We start from the raw sequence: 18205 nt of genomic DNA, 5'->3' as shown, positions 1-18205 counted from the left end.
AATAGGTTTCGCGCGTGCGCTCCACCGGCACACGCCTGCTGTTCGCCGCTGTCCTGGTTGCGACGTTGGCGGCGTTTCTGGTCACCCAGCGCCTGAAGGGCAGCTTTCCGTTGGTCATCCGGTTCGCCGCGAACCCGGCCGTGTTCTCGCCGAACGGCGACGGCTTTCGCGACGAGACGACCGTCGGTTTCGACCTCACACGCGATGCCAGGGTGTCTTTTTGGCTGATCGATGCCGAGGGGCGCGAGGTACGCCGACTGATGGCCGAGCGGCGGCTGCGCGGCGACATCCGTTACCGCTTCCGCTGGGACGGGCGCGACGACCGCGGTCACATCGTCCCCGACGGCATCTACCGGCTTCGGTTGATCGCCCGCGACGAGGGCCGTGTGATCGATTCGCTGAAGGAGATCCGTGTCGATACCAAGCCTCCGGCGGTGCGGATCGTGAGTGCCCGGCCAGCGGTGGTCGCGCCCGGCAACGCGGTCACCGTGCGCTACGCAGGACCGGCCAACCGTGCCCCCGAGTTCTACGTCTTTCGCACCGACGCGCGACACGCAGTGCTCGTCGCGCGCTTTCGCGGGCACGGTAGAGCAGGCGTTTGGGACGGCTTGATCGCTGGTCGGCCGGCCCCGCCCGGGACTTACGCCTTCGCGGTGCGGGTGCGCGACCGCGCCGGCAACCAGGCGTTCGCGCCGGCGCGCGTGCCGAGTCCGGCGAGCGCGCGGCCGGGGACCGGCGTAACGGTCACCGCGATCGCGGTCAGTGGGCCGACGACCGCAGTTAGCGCCGGCGCGCGCGTGGGCCTACGCATCGCCCCGGCCGATGGCCGGCGCTACCGCTTTGCGCTCTACAGGGTCGGTTCGCGGCGGCCTGTGCTTAGGGGTCGCGCTCGTGCCTCGTCGCTGCGCTTCCGGCTGCCCCGGAGTCTCCCCAGCGGCGTTTACCTGCTGCGCGCGCGCCGCGGCCGCGCTGCCGCCGGTTGGCCGCTTGTGGTGCGCAGCCAAGCGCTCCCTCGGTTCGGCCCACGCCTTCTGGTCGTCGTACCGGTCACGAGCTGGCAGGCCGCTAACCCGGCCGACAGCGACGCCAACGGCTTTCCCGAAGTGATCGGGCGACGCGGCGGCGTCGTCGCGCTCAACCGCCCTTACGCCGCTGCCCCGAGGCTGATGCACGAGCTGCGCGAGGTCGCCGCCTTGTTGTCGCTTTTGCGACGCAGCGCCATCGGCTTCGAGCTGGCGACGGACCTCGATCTGGAAGCCGGTCGCTGGCTCGCGGGCGGGGCGCCGTCGGCCGCCGTCGGCCCCGGCGTCTTGGTCGCGGGAGCGCTGCCGTTCGCGGGGGCGAAGACCGCCCGTGCCTTGCTGCGGCACGTGGAGGCGGGCGGGCGACTGGCGCTGCTCGGTGTCGACTCCTTGCACCGCCGCTGCCGAATCGCGGGACCGCTTTTGCGCTGCGGCGCGCGCCGTGCGGTCGACCTCTTCGGAATAGCGGCCGAGATCGTGAAGGTCCCGACCGCACCGTTCGCCGTGCGCTCGGACGGGATCCGTCTGTTCGGCACGGGTGAGCGCTTGTTTGGTTTGTTCGCGCGCGCCGAGGTCATACGCGCCACGCCAAGGGGCGCGCGCCTGCTCGCCGCTGCCGGCCCCCCGCCCGACCTCCTGGCGTTTACCGCCTACCGTCTCGGCCGCGGCTTGGTGATCAGGGTCGGTACCCCCGAGTGGCTCAGTCGGCTCGAGCCGACGGCCTTCGACCGTCAGGTGCCCCGCATCACGGCGCGAGTCGCACGCCTCGTCGCAGGCGGCTGATCGCACCAGCCCCTCTGCCATTCTTCGCCGCCGTGCGGCGACCCGAACGGAAGCGAAAGGCGGTGGTTCTCGCCGCCGCGGTAGTTGCGTTGGCGCTCGCCGGGGTCCTCTGGTACCGCGCGGAGACGCGCCCGCTCGAGAAGCGCGGGTCGGCACGCGAAGAGTTTCTGCCCCGCGAACCGTCACCCCGGCGACCGCCAGCGCCCGCCCTCCCCTGGCCGACCTACGGTTTCGATGCTGTCCGCACGCACGTCGCCCGAGGCTTCCGTCTGCGCCCACCGTTCAAGCGCGTGTGGACGATCGATGCCCACGACACGCTCGAGTTCCCGCCGGTCGTCGGCCACGGGATCGTCTACCAGCCACAGCAGCGCGGCCTCTTCTTCGCGCTGGACGCGCGCACCGGCAAGGTGCGCTGGCGCAAGCGCACCGGTCGCTGCTCGGCTGCTTCGCCGGCGCTGTGGCGTGATCTCGTGATCCAGAGCTGGATGGACTTCGACCCCTGCCCGCAGGACCGTCCGGGAGCGACCGGATACGTCGTTGCCTGGGACGCACGTAGCGGCCGCCGCCGCTGGATCTTCCGGGCCGCACCGATTGAGTCCTCGCCGCTCGTGGTGCGCGGAACGGTCTACGTCGGGTCGTGGGACCACAACGTTTACGCGCTCGACGCGCGCACCGGCCGCCTGCGCTGGCGGTTTCAAACCGACGAGCAGGTCAACACCTCGGCGGCGTACTGGCGGGGCACGATCTACATCGCGACCGACGGCGGGTCTCTCTACGCGCTCGACGCGCGCACCGGCCGCCTGCGCTGGCGCGCGCAATCGCAGGCGCGCTTCGGCACCCGCGAGTTCTTCTACGCCACGCCGACGGTCGCCTATGGGCGTGTCTACATCGGTAACACCGATGGCACGCTCTACACCTACGGAGCCCGCAGCGGGCGCTTGCTGTGGGCGCGTCCGCTCGGCAGCTACATCTACGCCGCCGCCGCCGTCTGGCGACGACTTGTTTTCACCGGCACCTACGACGGGCGCTTCTACGCCCTCGACGCGGCGACCGGCGACATCCGCTGGGTGCGCGAGGCGCCGGGGGCCGTGCACGGGGCACCGACGGTGATGAACGGTGTCGTCTACTACGCGACCTGCTCGAGCTGTGGGTCGGCTGCGAAACGCACCGTCAAACGTGGCCCCGACGGCACCTATGCGCTCGACGCGCGCACCGGCCGCTTGCTTTGGAAGTTCGGTGCCGGCAAGTACGCGAACCCGGTCGTCAGCGACGGCCGTCGCATCTACCTTGTTGGCCGGGCGCGGCTGTACGCGCTCGAACCGCGCGCGCCGCGTTCGCGGTCGGCGCGCGTGCGCTCGGCGAGCAAGGCGGCGGCTGCGCAGAGTCCGAGGGTGAGCGGCCAAACCAGGTAGTAGTTGTTGAAGGTGCGGCCGATGAACATCAGTGCCGTCAGCGACACCGCGGCGGCCACTAGGGCGCTAGTCGCAGAGCCGTCGCGCCAGGCAAGCCGCGCCAGCCAGAGCGTCAGCGGCAGCCACAGCAAGACGGCTAGAGGTAGGAACGGGTAATAACCGCTTCTGCTCGCGACCGCGCCAAGTTCCACGAGGATTCCGGCCAAGCCGTAGCCGACGATGCGGTAGCTGGCCGCGCCGTAGCCGACCACGTCGGCGAAAAAAGCGGAGGGGTTGGCGACCACGAACGGTGCGCAGACAAGCGCCGAGAGCGCCAACGTGGCGACCACAAAGCGCTGCGCCGCGCGCGCGCCCGAGTTCCGCCACAGCATGATCACCAGGAACGGCAGCGCCACCAGCGCGAACTGTTTGAGCAGCACCGCGCCAGCCAACGCGAGCCCGGCGGCTAGCCCCCGCCCGCGCAGCGCGAGTGCCGCCGCTAGCACGAGGAAGGCGAGCGAGGGGGCGTCGTTTTGCCCGAACCAGGCCGAGCGTACGGCGATCGGATTGATCGCAAGCAGCGCCGCGATCGTCAGGCGCGCAGCGGGCGGCGCTGGCAGCGCGAGGGCGGCGGCGGCGCACGCGACGGTCGCGAGAACCACGAACAGGCGATAGTCGTCGAAGGGCCTCGGGAGCAGCTGCCACAAAGCGGCGGTGAGCGGTGCGCCGGGCGGGTAAGCGAAGTGTCTAAGCGCCGGCTCTTCGCGCTCGATGCGTGCCGAGCGCGAGCCGTCGAAGGTGTAGAAGCGCTCCAGCCCCGAGCCCCGCCAATCGTGGCCGTACGGGTTGCCGCCGGACTTCACCAGCGATCCGGCGAGCTCGATTTGGTAGGTGGAGTCGTTGGTGTAGAACCACGGCGCCGTTGCCGCCCGCAGGCCGATCTGAATGAGGGTCGCGGGAAGTAGCAGGAGCACGGCGCAGGCGGCCGTGGCGGTCAGGGCGGTGAGCAGTCGGCTGCCCGCCCAACGCAGGGCGATAACGGCGTAGGCCGCGGCCACCAGCGCAGCGAGGAAGGCGGCGGCGCGCGGAAGCCCCACGTCGGGCCGCTCGCCGACCAGGCGCACCAGCGGTGCAAGCGCACCGCTCGGCTCAACTCGCGGTGGTCGGAAAGGCCAACCGTCGGAGCCAAGCTCCGGAAGGTTGAGGGCGGCCATCGCGAACAGCGCCAAGGCCACCGCCAGCGAACCGGCGAGGTCGAGGCGCTGGGCTCTCACAGCCGTCCACCCACGACCGTCGGACGACGCCGCAGCTCGCGCTCCCGGCGACGCGCCTCGCGGTCGGGAAGCGCCAGCCACGAGCAAGGGATCGCGACCAGGAGCCAAGTGAGCGGATCTTCGATCAGGTTGCTGTAGCCGAGCGAGTGGACGAACAACGCCACAAGACAGGACGCGACCCCGATCGCGAGCGGCTCGTGTCGTAGGCGGAGCCGTCGAAGGGTCCTCCACACCCCCGCGCACGCGGCGATGAACAAGGCAAGTCCCACGACCCCGAGTTCGGCCAGCACGGCGGCCGGCGCGGTGTGTGAAGCGAAGCTCGCGGTCGGACGGTCGCTGTGCGCCAGGCGCTTGCTGACGCGTGGCTGACTGGCGATTCCGACGCCCACGAGCGGGCGTTCGGCAGCGGCGTCGAGGGTGCGTTCGAGGCGCCCCAGGCGGTCGCTCGAGACGCGGTCCACCGACTCGCCGTTAGCGACTTGAAAGGCAGCGTAGGAACTCGCCACCAGAACCGCCGCGAGGGCGATCGCCGCTGCCGCCAACCGCAGGCGCCGGCCACCGAGCAGAACCGCGATCACGAGCGTGCCGACGAGCAGGCTGACCATGCTGGTTTGGGAAAACGAAAAGAGCAAACCCACCCACAACAGCGCCACCAGCGGCAGTGCCCGCAGGGCCGAGAGGCGAGCGCAGGCAACGGCCGTCAACAGCACGCACAAGCCGAGCACCAAGTGGCGTCCGTAGAGGCTCGGGTCGCCGAACAGCGAGGTCACCCGGAAGAGGTCGGTGTTGGCGTTGGAGAGGGCGAGGTTCGGGGCGTAGAAGAAGAGCCGGTGGGTCGCGAACTGCCAAATACCGATCGCTGCGAACACGCCGGTCGCGGCGACCGCCACGATCGCCGCAGTCTTCGGCAACGACCGCGCCGCCGGTGTGCGGCCGACGATGCACAGCAGGGTCGCGAAGGGGATTGTGAAAAAGGCCAAGTGGTTCGCCGCCGCCTCCGGGTCGGCAGCCCAGAACAGCGAAAGGCAGACGAGCGCCGTGAAGACGGCAAGCGGGCGCGCAAGCGGCCGCGGAAGAGGTGGTGCTTCGCCGCCGCGCGTCAGTCGCCAGGCGAACGCCAGCGCTGCGCAGGCCAGCAGCAGATAAAGGGGCAGCAGGCGACCGATCCGACCGTCGCGAGCGACCGCTACGAGCAGCGGATGATCGGGGCCGAAATCGAGCGGCGGCCGCAGCGGCGCTGCGACTAGCGCCAGCGGGGCCACCAGCGCCGGCTTGCGCGACAACAGGAAGGCGCCGGCGGCGACTGTCAAGAGCCCGAAAGCGGCCGCGACAGCTCCCAGCGGTGAAGCGAGTCGCTCGATCGTTGACGATCCGAGCAGCGCCAGACCGAGTGCGGCTTCGCCAGCGGCGAGCGCAACCAGTCCGGCTAGCGTCGGCTTGCGGTCGTAGGCAAGCAAAGCGAGCAGACAACCAGCCGCGCCGAGGGCGGCGCCGAGCTCCGCAAGCGCCCCATGCTCCACGCGGGGGACCTTAACCCGCCGCGATCGCGCCGCTCTGGTTGTAGTGAGCAGCGGCCTCGCGAAGACCCTCGCCCCGGCCGCCCACTAGCTGCTGCCAGGCGTGGACGCGCCAGCGACGGGGGTCGTCACCCGGGCGCAGCAAGGAAACGACCAAGCGAACGGTGTAGAACCAGGTCCAGGCCCACCGCCAGATCAAGCGGGTGACCGGCCCGTGGTGCTTGCGCATGTAGAGCTCCCGGCCGCGGTGGAACTCGACAATGCGGCGGCGCATCGCGTGTGGATCGCTCGACAACTGGTCGTGGTGGACGCAGCGCGCCTGGGGTACGAAGAGGATTCGCCAGCCGGCGTCGCGCAGCCGCTTCTGGAAGTCGGTTTCGTCGGAGTAGACGAAGAAACGATCGTCGAGGTATCCGACCTGCGCGGCTGCCTCGCGGCGCACCAGCAGGGCGCTCGACTGGCACCAACCGACCTCACGTACTCGCTCTCCGCGACTCTCCACCGCCAGCCGCTGCAGTCCCACCAGCGCCGCCAACGCCCAGATCACGTCCGGTAAGCGCCAGGCGCAGTCCTGCGGCGTGCCGTCGGGTGCTAGCAGGCGCGCGCCGGCGGCAGCTGCGCCGGGATCGGCTTCGAGCGCGGCCACCAGCGCCTCGACAGCGCCTGGCAGCAGCTGCGAGTCCTCGTTCAGCAGTAGGCAGTAGCGCCCGCGCGCTGTGCGCAAGAGCAGCGTGTCGTTGGCGGCCTTGCCCTGGCGTTGCGAGAGAGCGAGCAGGCGAACCCAGGGGAAGCGTTCGCGTACCAACTCGACTGAACCGTCTCGCGACGCGTTGTCGAGCACCAGGACCTCGCGCGTGAGCTGCGGCGGATGGTGGCGTTCGATCGCCGCTAGACAAGCCGCCAGCAGGTCGCGTCCCGCCGTGTTCACCACGCAGTAGGAGATGTCCGGGCGGTCGGCGGCCTGACCCAGAGGATGAGCAGTAGATTCGCGCTCGCTCACCGCTCGCGCGGCAGGGCTGTTTGTTGTCGTTGGACCACCGCCTCGAGCACCGCGAGCACGCGCGCGGCGAGGCGATCGCGGGCGAACTCGCGCTCGGCCAGTGCCCGTGCCTGGGCGCCCATGCGCTCGCGCAGCACGGGGTCGGATCGCAGACGCTCGATCGCGTCGGCAAGGGCCGGGCCGTCGTCGGGCGGGACGAAAATTCCCGCCTCGTGGCGCTCAACCAGCTCGGCCAACCATCCTGGCGTGTTGACGATCACTGGTCGACCGGCTGCGAGCGCGTCGAAAAACTTGTTCGGTGAACCCGTCCACAGCGCCGGCACCGCCTTGAAGATGACGAGCAGGACGTCGGCGGCGGCGGCCACCTCGGCCGCCTCGGCGCGCGGGACGGGCCCCACAAAGTGGACGTTGCGTAGCTCTCGAGCGCGTGCCGCATCCTCCAAGGCCTCGCGCCGCGCACCACCGCCGCACAACACGAGCGCCACGTCCTCGCACCCGCGTTTCTGGAGCTGCTCGGCGGCGTCGAGCACCTGTTGCAGGTCGTTAGCCGCTCCCATCGTGCCGATGTAGGCACAGACGAGTCGGTCGCGCAGGCCGTGGCGGCGGCGCCACTCCCAGCCGTCGCGATCGGGGCGGAACAGCTCGAGGTCACTGGCATTCGGCACCACCACGATCCGCTCGGGATCGGCACCGGCCGCCAACATCCCGTCGCGGATGCCCGGCGAGAGGGCGATTAGCGCCGCGGCACGTCGGTAGACGTGGCGCTCGGCGGCTCGTGCGGCTGCTCGCAGGGGCGGACTGCGAAGCGCCCCCATCTGGATCGGTGCCTCGGGCCAGAGGTCCCGCACTTCGAAGACCAGTGGTGCCCGGAACTTGCGAGCAGCGGCGAGCGCCGGTAGCGCCATCGTGAGGGGCGGCGATGTCGCATAGACGACGTCCGGTCGCGCAACCGTGAGTGCAGCGCGGCGAGCGGCGTGCGCGAAGCGCGCGAACGCGACCATCCGTCGCCGGTAAGGGAGTCTCGTCGCGGCGACGTAGTTGGCGTAACCCGCGTGCACCGGTACGACCTCGATCCCGTCGACCGACCGCGGCCGATCGTGCGGGGTGCGGGCGGCGGTTACCATCGTCACCTGGTGCCCGCGCGCAACGAAGCGGCGTGCGAACTCGTAGGAGCGGGTGCCTCCCACGTCCGCGCGCGTCGCGAAGAACTGATGCAGGTAGAGGATCCGCACGGGACGGGCGGCAACGCTAGCGACTCACCGGCCGGCAACGCGACCGGTGAAGCGCGGCGCGTGTCGTCAGAAGAGCAGACGGTGCCGGCCGTGCCGACGCTTCCGCACGGAGTGCTCCGGCGCGCGCTCGACGTACTGCTCGCTTGCCTGGGGCTTGCGCTTGCGGCACCGCTGCTGGCGGTCGCGGCCATCGCGATCAAGCTGGACTCCGCCGGCCCCGTGCTCTATCGCCAGCGACGCGTCGGTTACGGCGGCCGCCCCTTCGAGCTGTTCAAGCTGCGCACGATGGTGGTCGGGGCGGAACGCATCGGCGCCGGCATCTATGTAACCGCCGACGATCCGCGGATCACGCGCGTGGGTAGGGTGCTGCGCCGCTGGTCGCTCGATGAGCTGCCCAATCTGATCAACGTACTGCGCGGCGAGATGGCGATCGTCGGTCCGCGCCCGACAGTGGCCCAGCAAGTCGTGCGCTACAGCGACCGTCAGCGCCGTCGCTTGGCGGTCAAGCCGGGGATCACCGGCTGGGCGCAAATTCACGGGCGCACCGAGTTGCCGTGGCCGGAGCGGATCGAGCTGGACCTTTGGTACGTCGAGAACCGCAGTCTGTGGCTAGATCTGCGGATCATCGCGCGCACCGTCTGGCTGATCGTGAGCGGGCACGGCCTCTACAGCTCCGATCCGCAGCAGGGGTTCGCCGCCGATCAAGGCGACCGCGCCGGGGCGAGCGTGCCGCCACCAACCCCAGGGACGACCGACAGCTCGGCGATCTCCGAGCGACCCCACGCGAGACCAGGCGCGCGCGCCGACACGTAGAGGAAGTAGCGACCGGCTCGTCCGGGCGCTCGCCAGGCGCCGCCAAAGCGCCCGGATCGGTCGCGCTGCAAAGGTATGACGGCTACCCGGCGACGCCCCTTGCCAACTGCCCGGAGCACGACGAACTGCGTTGTGCTACTTGTCGGCGAGATCCGTCCACGGACGCGTACTACGGTGTGCGGGTAGACGCTCCGCGAGCCGCGTAGCGAACTCACGATGCGCGGGCGCACGCGCAGGGTGAAGGTTCGGGCAAGGAGCTCGGCGAAACCGTTCTGTGCTGGCACGCGCACGCGCAGCACGAGCGTCGAACGGGGGCGCAGTCGCGCGCGCCAGCGGCCGGCCGCGTCGCTGGTGACTCGGATAATTGTCCGCCAACGACGCGCGACGAGCGTCTCGAGGCGTACTTGGGTGCCGGCCAGCGGGCTACCGTCGGGCGCTTGCAGGGTGCCGCCGACGGTGACCGGCTGACCGTAGGTGACGAGGCTTCGCGGCACGCGTACCTCCGCGGTCGGGACGCCGGCGGTGGTCGCCGGCACGTCCCCGACCAGCGCCCGCAGTTGCGCGAGCTCGCCGTACAGCGCGTCGCCCGGACAGCTCGTCTTGCCGAGGTCGCGGTGCCCGGCGACGCGCGGCGCCGTCACCACGGTGCCCGCGGTGTAGCGGCTCTCCGAGCCGCCAGCGCTTTCGAGTTGCGCGGTACCGCTTGTCGGTACGCCGTGGATCGGCAGCTTCCAGCGAATCAGCGCCGCCGTCGCGCGGAGCCCGTCCTCGGTTTGCGGGTCGGAGTCGAAGGTTCCGAGTTCGGCGATACCGGTCGTTTGCGCGTTGTAGCCCTGGGCGTGGGCGCCAACCACGGCAGCTTCGACCCCGCCGGCGCGGCCTTCATAGATACGGCCGTAGCGGTCGACGAGGAAGTTGTAGCCGATGTCGTTCCAACCGTTCGACTGCACGTGGTAGCGGCAGATCGCCAGCACGATCTGCGGTGCCTCGTCGGGCGAGTAGTCGTTGAGGGTGACCGTGTGGTGAATCACAGCCGCCTTCACAGTGCCGTAGGCGGGGGAACGGCGGGGCCTGCACTGGTCGCCTGCCCACTGCTCACGGGGAACGATCGCCGGTTGGGAATCGGCATGAGCCGCTGACGGCGAGAACAGGCGGGCAAGCGGAGCCGCGATGCGCGCGACCCAGCTACCGACCGTCGCAACGGCCGCGCGCAGACCGCTGCGGCCGGTGGTTACGAAGTGCAGATGGCCATCGAGGAGCGGGCGGTCGGCGCGTACTTCGACCGCGTCGGCGCCACCGGCCCACGCTGGCAGCGAGTGGCGCAGCGACTTGTTTGCCTCGGGGCTCGTGAGGTCTGGTCCCTCGGCGTCGTCGGCGTCGACCCGCGCCCAAGGCGTCCAGCGTCCGCCGGCGAGGCGCGCGCGCAACCAGACCCGGCGCGCCGGTCCTCGCCAGCGCAGACCCACGAGGTCGAAGCTTCGCCGGGTCTCGATCGGCGGCGTCGCGTAGCGCCCGAGGGGGCGCGCGTCGCGCACCACCTCTTGGCTCGCGCTCAGGGCGGCATCGTGATCGTGTGCGTGCGCTACCGGCCGCTGTGCGCGCCGAACGGCCGAGCGGGGGGCGCGGTCAACGGTCGAGCGGGGGGAGCGCGGATCGGCCTGGCGTTGCGGCGCGCCAAGCGACCGCGCCGTCACCGGTTGTTCGCCGGTGTGGGCCGATCGCTGGGTGATCGTAAGCGGCTGCTCGAACTCGCTGACCGCGGGCTCGCTTGCGAGGCGCAGGCAGGCCAACAGCGCGACCGCCACGACGAGCGCGATCGCACTTGCGCGTACGAACCGAGATCTCGCGCGCACGTGGATTGGAACAGGCTATGCGCCCACGGGTTGCGGGCCTGCAAAAGAGCGCTCAGAAGACGGCTTCAGGACCGTTTCCGCGGTTGTCGTCGCGGAAAGCGGTGAGTGCCCGCCAGGTGGCATCGTCGAGGCGCGGACACCCCAAAAGCCGGCCCGTACCGAGCGGCGCGGGGTCGGCGTTCCAAGCGGTCATCGCCACCGCGTAAGGCATGTTGCGCCGCGGTACCAGCAGCATCATCCACTTGTCGCGCTCGAAGTAAGCGCGCAGAGCTGCGCGTTGTGCGCGCGGCAAGGTCGGCTTGGCCCAGAGGATCACGCGCCCGTGTTCGAGTGAGTGCACCAGTTCGGTGTCTGTCGGAGCCCGTTGGTAAAGGCCGTCGCGCGCTGGGAACTCGAAGTGCTTACCGGACGTCGGCGGGTTCGACGTGTAGCGGACGGGCGCATTGCGGTCGGTCACGTGATCGCGCGACCGCGCTGGAAAGGTCTTGTAGACGCAGCCGGCGGCGCGTGCAGCGGCTCGCACGTCGACGCTGACGCCGCTTACCTTCGGTGCCGATCCGCCCTTCGGGAAAACCTGTGGTCCGCTCTCTTTTGAACCACCGCAACCGGCCGTGGCGAGGCCGAGCAACAGCAAGGCCAACAGGGCGACCAGCGATTTCCCTCTCCACCTTTGTGATCCGCGCACGGTCTCAGTTCGAGCTTGCACTTCGGGTACGACGAGTTCGCACGGTAGCGGGTCGTCGGCGGGTCCTGCGCGTGGAACCCGCCCCCACGCCCCGCCAACAGTCCGCCGCGAAGCGGGCGATCTCGCCGGTCAGTCGCTCTGGCGAGGTCCAAAGCTCCAAGATCCAGCCGCTGCGCACCAAGCGTGCGTTGGGAAGTTCGCGCACCAGCTGGTCGGCATCGGAGAACGGGTGGATAGGGTCGCGCGGGTGGCCGATAACCAGCGCTGGTTGACGCAGCTCGTGCCACATCTCGTGGGGCGGCGCGATGCGCCCGTAGAAGAGACCTTGGAGCAGCGAGGCCGAGGGCTTGGGATCTTGAGAGAGCCAGTCGAGGCCAGTATCGGTCAGGTGCGAAAGGCCACGTGGCACGCGCCGAGCCACGGCCGCCAAGCCCCGCATCGCCGGTGCGCCGAAGGTCAGGGCGACCAAAAGCGGCGTGAAGGCAAGCGCACAGGCCAGCAGGGCGTTGTCCAGCACCGGCATCGAAATCACCATTCCGCGGATCCGCTCGGGCGCGAGCGCAGCCGCCTCGAGCGTGGTGTTGGCGCCCAACGATGGGCCGCCAACGACCGCCTGTTCCGCGCCGACGTGGTCGAGCAGGGCGATCGCTTGGGAGCCGAAACGCGTCATCGAGTACGCCCACATCTCTCGCGGACGATCGGACTCGCCGTGGCCCAAGAGGTCGAGCGTGTAGACGTGGAAGCCCTGCGCAGCGAGTGCCGTCGCGAGCGGGTCGTTCAGCCAGCGGGGGAACAAAAGGCCCGGCAGCAGCAGGACATGGCGCGGGCCCGAGCCGTACTCGTCGTAGACCAGGCGGTGACCTTCGTGGACGAAGCTGTGCGCACGCGCCTCCTTGCTGCGCCTGCGCCCGCCCTCAGCGAGGCTTTTCATGGGGCCGAGGATAAGCCTCACCCCTGCCGGTCGCGCCGCTCGCCTACGCCGCGAACAGTTGCAGCTCGTTCCTGCCGCTAGCCCTCAGCGCCTGCAGATCGATCTCGACGCACTCGATTCCCCGCGCCTTCGCGAGAGTCCGCGCCTGCGGTTTGATCTCACAAGCCACCAGAATTCCCGAGCAGGGACGCAGGCTCGGGTCGTGCCCGATTCGCTCGAGGTAACGGCTTAGCTGCTCGACCGCGGCGATTGTCGCGACGCGCTTTACCTCAATTGCCACGTACCCTCCGCGAAGCTCGTCGCGACACATCAGATCGACCGGGCCGAGGTCGGTTGCCCACTCCCTACGCACGAGCCGCAGCCCCTCGCGGATCGCTAGCGGATCGCGCTCCAAGAGATCCTGCAGCTCCCGCTCTACACCGTCCTTTTCGAGCTGGACGGAAGCATCGAGCGCGAAGCGCTGGTCTGCCAGAACTTCGCACAGCTTGATCTCGATCTGCTCCGCGGGTGGTCGCAGTCGCGCGATTCGCAAACGGTCGTGGTGCTCCTCGATCACGGTCGGCGGCGACATCCAGTTGAGCGGTTTGTATCCCCCGCTGTCGGCATGGACCATCACCGACCCGTCGGCCTTGAGCAAGATCAAACGCACCGCTTCCGGTAGACGCGTCGAAAGACGGCCGTCATAGAGCACCTCGCAGCGGGCGACGATCAGGCGCACGGCGCCTGCACGCTAGGCACTCGCGCGGACGCTTCGAGCGCGTGGCGACGCGGTCTTACCTGGACGTCTGACCGATCAACCGGTCGGTGGGGCATGCCGATGCCGAGGACGGACCTGCCCACACCCACGGGGGAGAGTTGCTCAGATCCATACGAGTCCGTCTGGCACGCCTGCTGCCGCGTGGTGTTTCGCCTGCGCAGTGGGCGACGATCGTCGCGGGCCTCGCGATGGTCTTGGCGTTGGCGCTGGTTGCGGACCTCGCTCGTCGCCGGGCCGACGAGTACCGCCAAGCCGAGGCGGCGGTCGCCCGCATCGAGGCCGCGAGCGCGACCCTGCAAGCGGCTACCTGGCGAGGTCTCTACGACTACGCAGCACACGGTCCGTCACCATCTTTGACGGCCGCCCTGCCCGCGCGCGGTTTCGCCTCCTGGGCCGAGTTGTCGGCGGGGCTCGATGATCTCGGTGCACTCGGCCTGACCGCCGATCAAAAGCGACTAGCGCAAGCAGCAGCAGACGTTCGGCGCTCCGGCATGGCGGCACTCGGGGCGTACCGGCTGGGACGGCCAGCGCTGGCAGTGCGGCTGGTGCAGTCGCGCCTCGAACCGGCTGTCGTGCGGCTTGGTGCAGAAGCACGGCAGACAGCGAGGCGCCAGCACGAGCGTGCGGCAGGCACGCTCGCACGTGCGCGTCTGGCCTTTCTCGGCGCGTTCACGAGCGGCTTGCTGCTATTCGCGCTCGCTGCTTGGCGGTTTGAGCGCTTGCGTCGTCGGGCGCGCGTCGAACGAGCAGTGCGGGCCGCCGAGCGCCGCGAAGAAGCGCGCCTGCGGGCGCTTTTGGACCAGTCGCGGGAGTGCGTGTTGGTGCTCGATCGCTCGCTCACCGTGCGTTGGGCGGCGGGTCCGGGGCGCTCGCTCCTCGGGATGGCGCCCAGCGAGTTGGTCGGCAGATCGCTGTTGGGGCTCGTGCACCCGGACGACGCGGGACTTTTGAATGGCCTGATCGCTGCCGCTTCGGCGCGCCACAGCGGCGAGGGGGTGGATTGTCGACTGCGACACCTCGACGGTTACTGGGTCCACGTGGAGGCGGTCGCGCGCGACCGCTGCTCGGATCCGTTGATCGGTGGCATCGTCGTGACGCTCCGCGACATCGGCGAGCGCAAGCAGTTCGAACAAGAGCTGTTGCACCGCGCCTTCCACGACGCACTGACCGGCCTTCCGAACCGGGCGCTGTTCGAGGATCGGGTAGGCCAGGTCCTGGCGCAGGTGCGCGAGAGCGGGCTGCGGGCGGCGGTGATGTTGATCGACCTCGACGATTTCAAGACCGTCAACGACGGCCTCGGGCACGCGATCGGTGACGATGTCCTGCGCGAAGCCGGACGCCGGATTGCTCGCTGCGTCAAGCCCACGGACACGGTTGCTCGCTTCGGCGGCGACGAGTTCGCACTGCTTGCGACGGTCGGGTCCGGCGACGATCCCCTGGCGTTGGCACTGCGGGTGCTGGCGGCGCTACGCGACCCGTATGCCGTCGACGGTCGCGAACTGAATCTCTCGGCGTCGATCGGAGTTGTCGACGTTGCGCCGGACACGACGGTGGCGGAGCTTTTGCGCGACGCCGACACCGCCATGTACGCGGCCAAGGAGGGCGGCAAGGACCGCGTGGAGCTGTTCGACACGGACATGCACCGGCGGGTGCTGGAGCGGCTCGAGCTGCGTGGCGATCTCCAGCGGGCGCTCGACGCGGGCGAATTCGAGCTCCACTATCAACCGATCGTCGACCTCGAGTCGCGCGCACCGGTTGGCTTCGAGGCGCTCTTGCGCTGGCGCCATCCGCGACGCGGCTTGGTGCCGCCGTTGGAGTTCGTACCGCTGGCCGAGGAGACCGGACTGATCATCCCGATCGGCCGTTGGGTATTGCGAAAAGCGTGCGCCACGGTGGCACGCTGGCGCGAGCAGATCCCCGGTTGCGACGTCGACATCAGCGTCAACGTGGCTCCCCGACAGTTGCGCGACGAGCACTTCGAGCGGGACGTTCAGGAAGTGCTTCGCGAGACGGGCATCGCGCCTTCGGCGGTGGTGCTCGAGATCACCGAGAGCCTGCTCGCCGAGGATCCGAAGGTGCTGGCCGCGCGGCTCGAGCGGTTGCGGGCACTGGGCGTGCGCATCGCGGTCGACGACTTCGGCACCGGTTACTCGGCGCTCTCGCACCTGCGCACGCTGCCGATCGATGTGCTCAAGGTCGACCGCACGTTCATCGACGGAATCGACCGCGATCGCGAAAAGGAAGCGCTCGTGCGGGGAATCGTGAGCCTTGGCAGCACGCTGCGGCTGGAGGTGGTGGCGGAGGGGATCGAGGACGAACGACAGGCCGACTGCCTGCGCAGGATGCAGTCCCAGCTTGGACAGGGCTTCTACTTCGCTCGTCCGCTACCGGAAAAAGAAGCCGAAAAGTTGCTGCGAGCAAGTCTCGCTGCCCGGGGCGACGAGTCGGCGGCTACCGACCGCAAGTTGTCGGGGAGCGTCCCGCCCAGTCGGTCTGCGCCGCTCTCGGCACGCACCAACGCCTAGGCCGCGAGACACTCTGACGCCGCTGCGAAGCTGGCTCGGGTCGCGGTGCACATAGACGGTGCACATAGAGTCTCTCGCGTGCACGAAGCCGGCCAGACTGACAGTGTCGAAGAGCACGGGATGGCGGCCGCGCTTGCCGAGCTCGAGCGTCTGCGCGCCCTCACGGCGGACAGCGGGCGACCTGCCGCCGTCGCGCGTCGACACGCGGCCGGCGGTCTTACGGCACGCGAAAACCTCGCCGCGCTGGTCGACCCGGGCACACTGATCGAGTACGGGCGCTTGGCAGTGGCCGCCCAGCGGGCTCGCCGCGGGGTCGACGAACTACACGCACAAACGCCGGCCGATGGACTGGTGGCAATGCTCGGGCGCGTCAACGGGGAGCTTTTTGGGGATCGTGCCTGGTGCGCCCTGTTGGCTTACGACTACACGGTGCTGGCGGGCACCCAGGGGGCCATCGGGCACCGCAAGAAGGACCGCCTGTTTGAGCTTGTGGAGCGCTTGCGGCTGCCAGTCGTGTTTTTCGCCGAAGGGGGCGGCGGGCGTCCCGGCGACACCGACTTTCCCGTTGCCTCGGCACTCGATGTGCGCGCCTTCGCGCTGTGGGGACGTCTCGACGGGGTGGTGCCGCGGATCGCGATCGTGCACGGCCGTTGCTTCGCGGGCAACGCGGTTATCGCCGGCGCCTCCGACCTGATCGTCGCCACGCGCTCGGCATCCCTCGGGATGGGCGGTCCGGCGATGATCCAAGCAGGGGGGCTTGGCAGTGTCGACCCCGACGACGTCGGGCCCGCGGAGATGCATGCCGAGACCGGTACCGTCGATGTACTAGTGGATGACGAGCGAGCGGCGGCAACGCTCGCCCGCAAGCTGCTGGCTTTCTTTCAAGGGCGCACGCCGCCCGCCGAAAGTGCTGCGGAGGGGCTGGCGTTGCGGTCGGTGGTGCCTGCGCGGCGCCGCCGCGCGTTCGATGTGCGACGCGTCTTTGACGCTCTCTTCGATCACGACTCGGTGGTCTACCTCCGCGAGCGCCACGCCCCCGAGCTGGTCACGGCGCTTGCCCGGATCGAAGGGCGCCCGCTCGGTGTGATCGCGAACAACAGCCAGTACCTGGCAGGTGTGATCACGGCCGCGGCAGCCGATAAGGCGAGCGACCTGATGCGCTTGTGTGATCGCTTCGGTCTACCGATCGTGTCCTTGATTGATACGCCCGGCTTCATGGTCGGTCCAGAGCACGAGCGCACCGGACTCGTGCGGCGGGCGTCGCGTATGCTGGCCACCGGGAGCAAGCTACGGGTGCCGCTGATCGCGGTGGTGCTGCGCCGCGCCTTCGGGCTTGGGGCGCAAGCGATGGCGGGCGGCAGTCTGCACGAGCCGTTGCTCACGGTGGCTTGGGCGGGGGCCGAGCTTGGACCGATGAATCTGGAAGGAGCGGTGCGGCTCGCGCTGCGGCGCGAGCTCGAGCAGATCGGCGACCCCGAAGAGCGGGAGCGGCTCGTGCGCGAGGCCACGCGCCTGGCCGAGGAGCAGGGCAGCGCTTTCAACGCCGCGCGCCTCTTTGAGGTAGACGAGGTGATCGATCCGGCGGAGACCCGTCCACTGGTCGCCAGCGCGCTGGCGGCGGCCAGCGCTCACAGCCAGCCTTGACGTTCGCCGTCGATCCCGCGCTCTACGAGCGTTTCATGGGTCGCTACGCGCGACTTCTGGCGCCCCGGGTCGCGGACGCCGTAGGGGCTGCGCCAGGCCGCCGCGCGCTGGACGTGGGTTGCGGTTCGGGTGCGCTCCTAGACGTCCTCGTCGAGCGCTGCGGAGTCGAGAACGTCGCTGCGATCGACCCTTCGCGGCCTTTCGTCGAGCATTGTCGCCGGCGCCACCCGCGCGCCGACGTGCGCGAGGGCGAGGCCGAGGCGTTGCCGTGGCCTGACGGTCAGTTCGACATCGTGGTCGCCCAGCTAGTCCTCAACTTCCTGCGCGACCGCCGCGCCGGCCTTGCGGAGATGGCGCGCGTGGCGGCAACCGGCGGGCGCGTCGCGGCCGCTACCTGGGCGATCGAGCGGGGTATGGAAATGCTCGACGCGTTCTGGGAGGCAGCGCGCTCGCTGGACCCGAACGTCGAGGGACGAAACCCGCAGACCCACGTGGGGCGAGCGGAGCTGCGCTCGCTGTTCGAGGCCGCCGGACTCGCGTCGGTCGAGTTGCGGGAGATCGAGGTGAGTGCGAACTACAGCAGCTTCGCCGAGCTTTGGGATTCGTTCGCAGTCGGTGTCGGTCCGCCGGGCGATTACTTGCGCGGGCTCGAAGCCGACGCTCGCCAAGCGCTCGCGCAGGAGCTTTGGTGTCTGCTCGGGAAGCCCAGCGGCGCCTTCACGCTCACGGCGCGCGCGTGGCTGGCGATCGGGGACGCGTAGTGCGCAACGCCGCGCCG

At 69.8% G+C, this 18205-nt stretch carries 13 protein-coding genes and 1 pseudogene; 6 read left to right on the top strand and 8 right to left on the bottom strand.

The annotated features are described in order from the left end of the window. The first annotated feature begins 14 nt into the window (after positions 1-14). Together BLW41_RS03125 and BLW41_RS03120 are read left to right on the top strand one after the other, a co-directional pair. On the top strand, positions 15-1805 hold the full coding sequence (locus BLW41_RS03125; RefSeq protein ID WP_143038555.1) for a N,N-dimethylformamidase beta subunit family domain-containing protein: 1791 nt from the start codon (positions 15-17) through the stop codon (positions 1803-1805). 62 nt (positions 1806-1867) lie between these two features. Next, positions 1868-3217: a PQQ-like beta-propeller repeat protein gene (locus tag BLW41_RS03120; RefSeq protein WP_218138221.1), complete on the top strand. Its 1350-nt coding sequence runs from the start codon at positions 1868-1870 to the stop codon at positions 3215-3217. 35 nt (positions 3218-3252) lie between these two features. Here the strand turns inward: BLW41_RS03120 and BLW41_RS11210 are convergent. The 4 genes and pseudogenes from BLW41_RS11210 to BLW41_RS03100 all read right to left on the bottom strand — a co-directional run. Then, a pseudogene (locus BLW41_RS11210) lies at positions 3253-4410 on the bottom strand (glycosyltransferase 87 family protein); the annotation flags it as partial. 56 nt (positions 4411-4466) lie between these two features. Next, positions 4467-5990, bottom strand: a complete 1524-nt coding sequence (locus BLW41_RS03110) for an O-antigen ligase family protein (protein WP_177169284.1) — start codon at positions 5988-5990, stop codon at positions 4467-4469. Positions 5991-6000: 10 nt separating this feature from the next. Next, positions 6001-6987, bottom strand: coding sequence for a glycosyltransferase family 2 protein (locus tag BLW41_RS03105; RefSeq protein ID WP_218138220.1), 987 nt, complete (start codon positions 6985-6987; stop codon positions 6001-6003). Further along, on the bottom strand, positions 6984-8219 hold the full coding sequence (locus BLW41_RS03100; protein WP_093116117.1) for a glycosyltransferase family 4 protein: 1236 nt from the start codon (positions 8217-8219) through the stop codon (positions 6984-6986). The genes BLW41_RS03105 and BLW41_RS03100 overlap by 4 nt, the downstream gene beginning before the upstream one ends. Here BLW41_RS03100 and BLW41_RS03095 point away from each other — a divergent pair. Next, entirely contained in the window at positions 8199-9032 is an 834-nt protein-coding gene (locus BLW41_RS03095; RefSeq protein ID WP_093116114.1) for a sugar transferase, read from the top strand. The genes BLW41_RS03100 and BLW41_RS03095 overlap by 21 nt on opposite strands. Here BLW41_RS03095 and BLW41_RS03090 read toward each other — a convergent pair. Genes BLW41_RS03090 through nucS form a run of 4 tightly spaced genes read right to left on the bottom strand, consistent with a single transcriptional unit; the run spans position 8921 to position 13219 of the window. Further along, positions 8921-10885 (bottom strand): N-acetylmuramoyl-L-alanine amidase, encoded by a 1965-nt coding sequence (locus BLW41_RS03090; RefSeq protein ID WP_177169283.1) that lies wholly within the window; start codon positions 10883-10885, stop codon positions 8921-8923. The two genes, BLW41_RS03095 and BLW41_RS03090, sit on opposite strands and share 112 nt — an antisense overlap. A gap of 52 nt (positions 10886-10937) precedes the next feature. Continuing rightward, on the bottom strand, positions 10938-11525 hold the full coding sequence (locus BLW41_RS03085) for a DUF3105 domain-containing protein (protein WP_218138219.1): 588 nt from the start codon (positions 11523-11525) through the stop codon (positions 10938-10940). 49 nt (positions 11526-11574) lie between these two features. Beyond that, positions 11575-12501 carry an alpha/beta fold hydrolase gene (locus BLW41_RS03080; RefSeq protein ID WP_093116108.1) on the bottom strand — a complete coding sequence of 309 codons (927 nt, stop codon included), beginning with the start codon at positions 12499-12501 and terminating at the stop codon, positions 11575-11577. Between the two features lie 43 nt (positions 12502-12544). Further along, the gene (gene nucS, locus BLW41_RS03075; protein ID WP_093116106.1) at positions 12545-13219 is read right to left on the bottom strand and encodes an endonuclease NucS; all 675 of its coding nucleotides are present in this window, start codon (positions 13217-13219) and stop codon (positions 12545-12547) included. A 137-nt stretch (positions 13220-13356) separates the two neighbouring features. On the opposite strand from nucS, the gene BLW41_RS03070 reads away from it, so the two are divergent. The 3 genes from BLW41_RS03070 to BLW41_RS03060 all read left to right on the top strand — a co-directional run bounded on the left by BLW41_RS03070 (position 13357) and on the right by BLW41_RS03060 (position 18188). After that, the gene (locus BLW41_RS03070) at positions 13357-15783 is read left to right on the top strand and encodes a putative bifunctional diguanylate cyclase/phosphodiesterase (RefSeq protein WP_143038554.1); all 2427 of its coding nucleotides are present in this window, start codon (positions 13357-13359) and stop codon (positions 15781-15783) included. Between the two features lie 120 nt (positions 15784-15903). Then, on the top strand, positions 15904-17427 hold the full coding sequence (locus tag BLW41_RS03065; RefSeq protein WP_093117288.1) for a carboxyl transferase domain-containing protein: 1524 nt from the start codon (positions 15904-15906) through the stop codon (positions 17425-17427). Then, positions 17424-18188, top strand: coding sequence for a class I SAM-dependent methyltransferase (locus BLW41_RS03060; protein ID WP_218138217.1), 765 nt, complete (start codon positions 17424-17426; stop codon positions 18186-18188). The genes BLW41_RS03065 and BLW41_RS03060 overlap by 4 nt, the downstream gene beginning before the upstream one ends. The last annotated feature ends 17 nt before the right edge of the window (positions 18189-18205 follow it).

The organism is Thermoleophilum album, from assembly GCF_900108055.1.
Classification (GTDB): Bacteria; Actinomycetota; Thermoleophilia; order Solirubrobacterales; family Thermoleophilaceae; genus Thermoleophilum; species Thermoleophilum album.
Note: the sequence above shows the minus strand (reverse complement) of the source record. Positions and strands in the feature narration are given on the sequence as shown.

What these genes read in the sequence shown, in the direction of transcription:
- BLW41_RS03080 (WP_093116108.1), bottom strand. Translation starts at nt 12,501, where the DNA reads ATGAAAAGCCTCGCTGAGGGCGGGCGCAGGCGCAGCAAGGAGGCGCGT.
- BLW41_RS03065 (WP_093117288.1), top strand. Translation starts at nt 15,904, where the DNA reads ATGGCGGCCGCGCTTGCCGAGCTCGAGCGTCTGCGCGCCCTCACGGCG.
- BLW41_RS03095 (WP_093116114.1), top strand. Translation starts at nt 8,199, where the DNA reads ATGCAGGTAGAGGATCCGCACGGGACGGGCGGCAACGCTAGCGACTCA.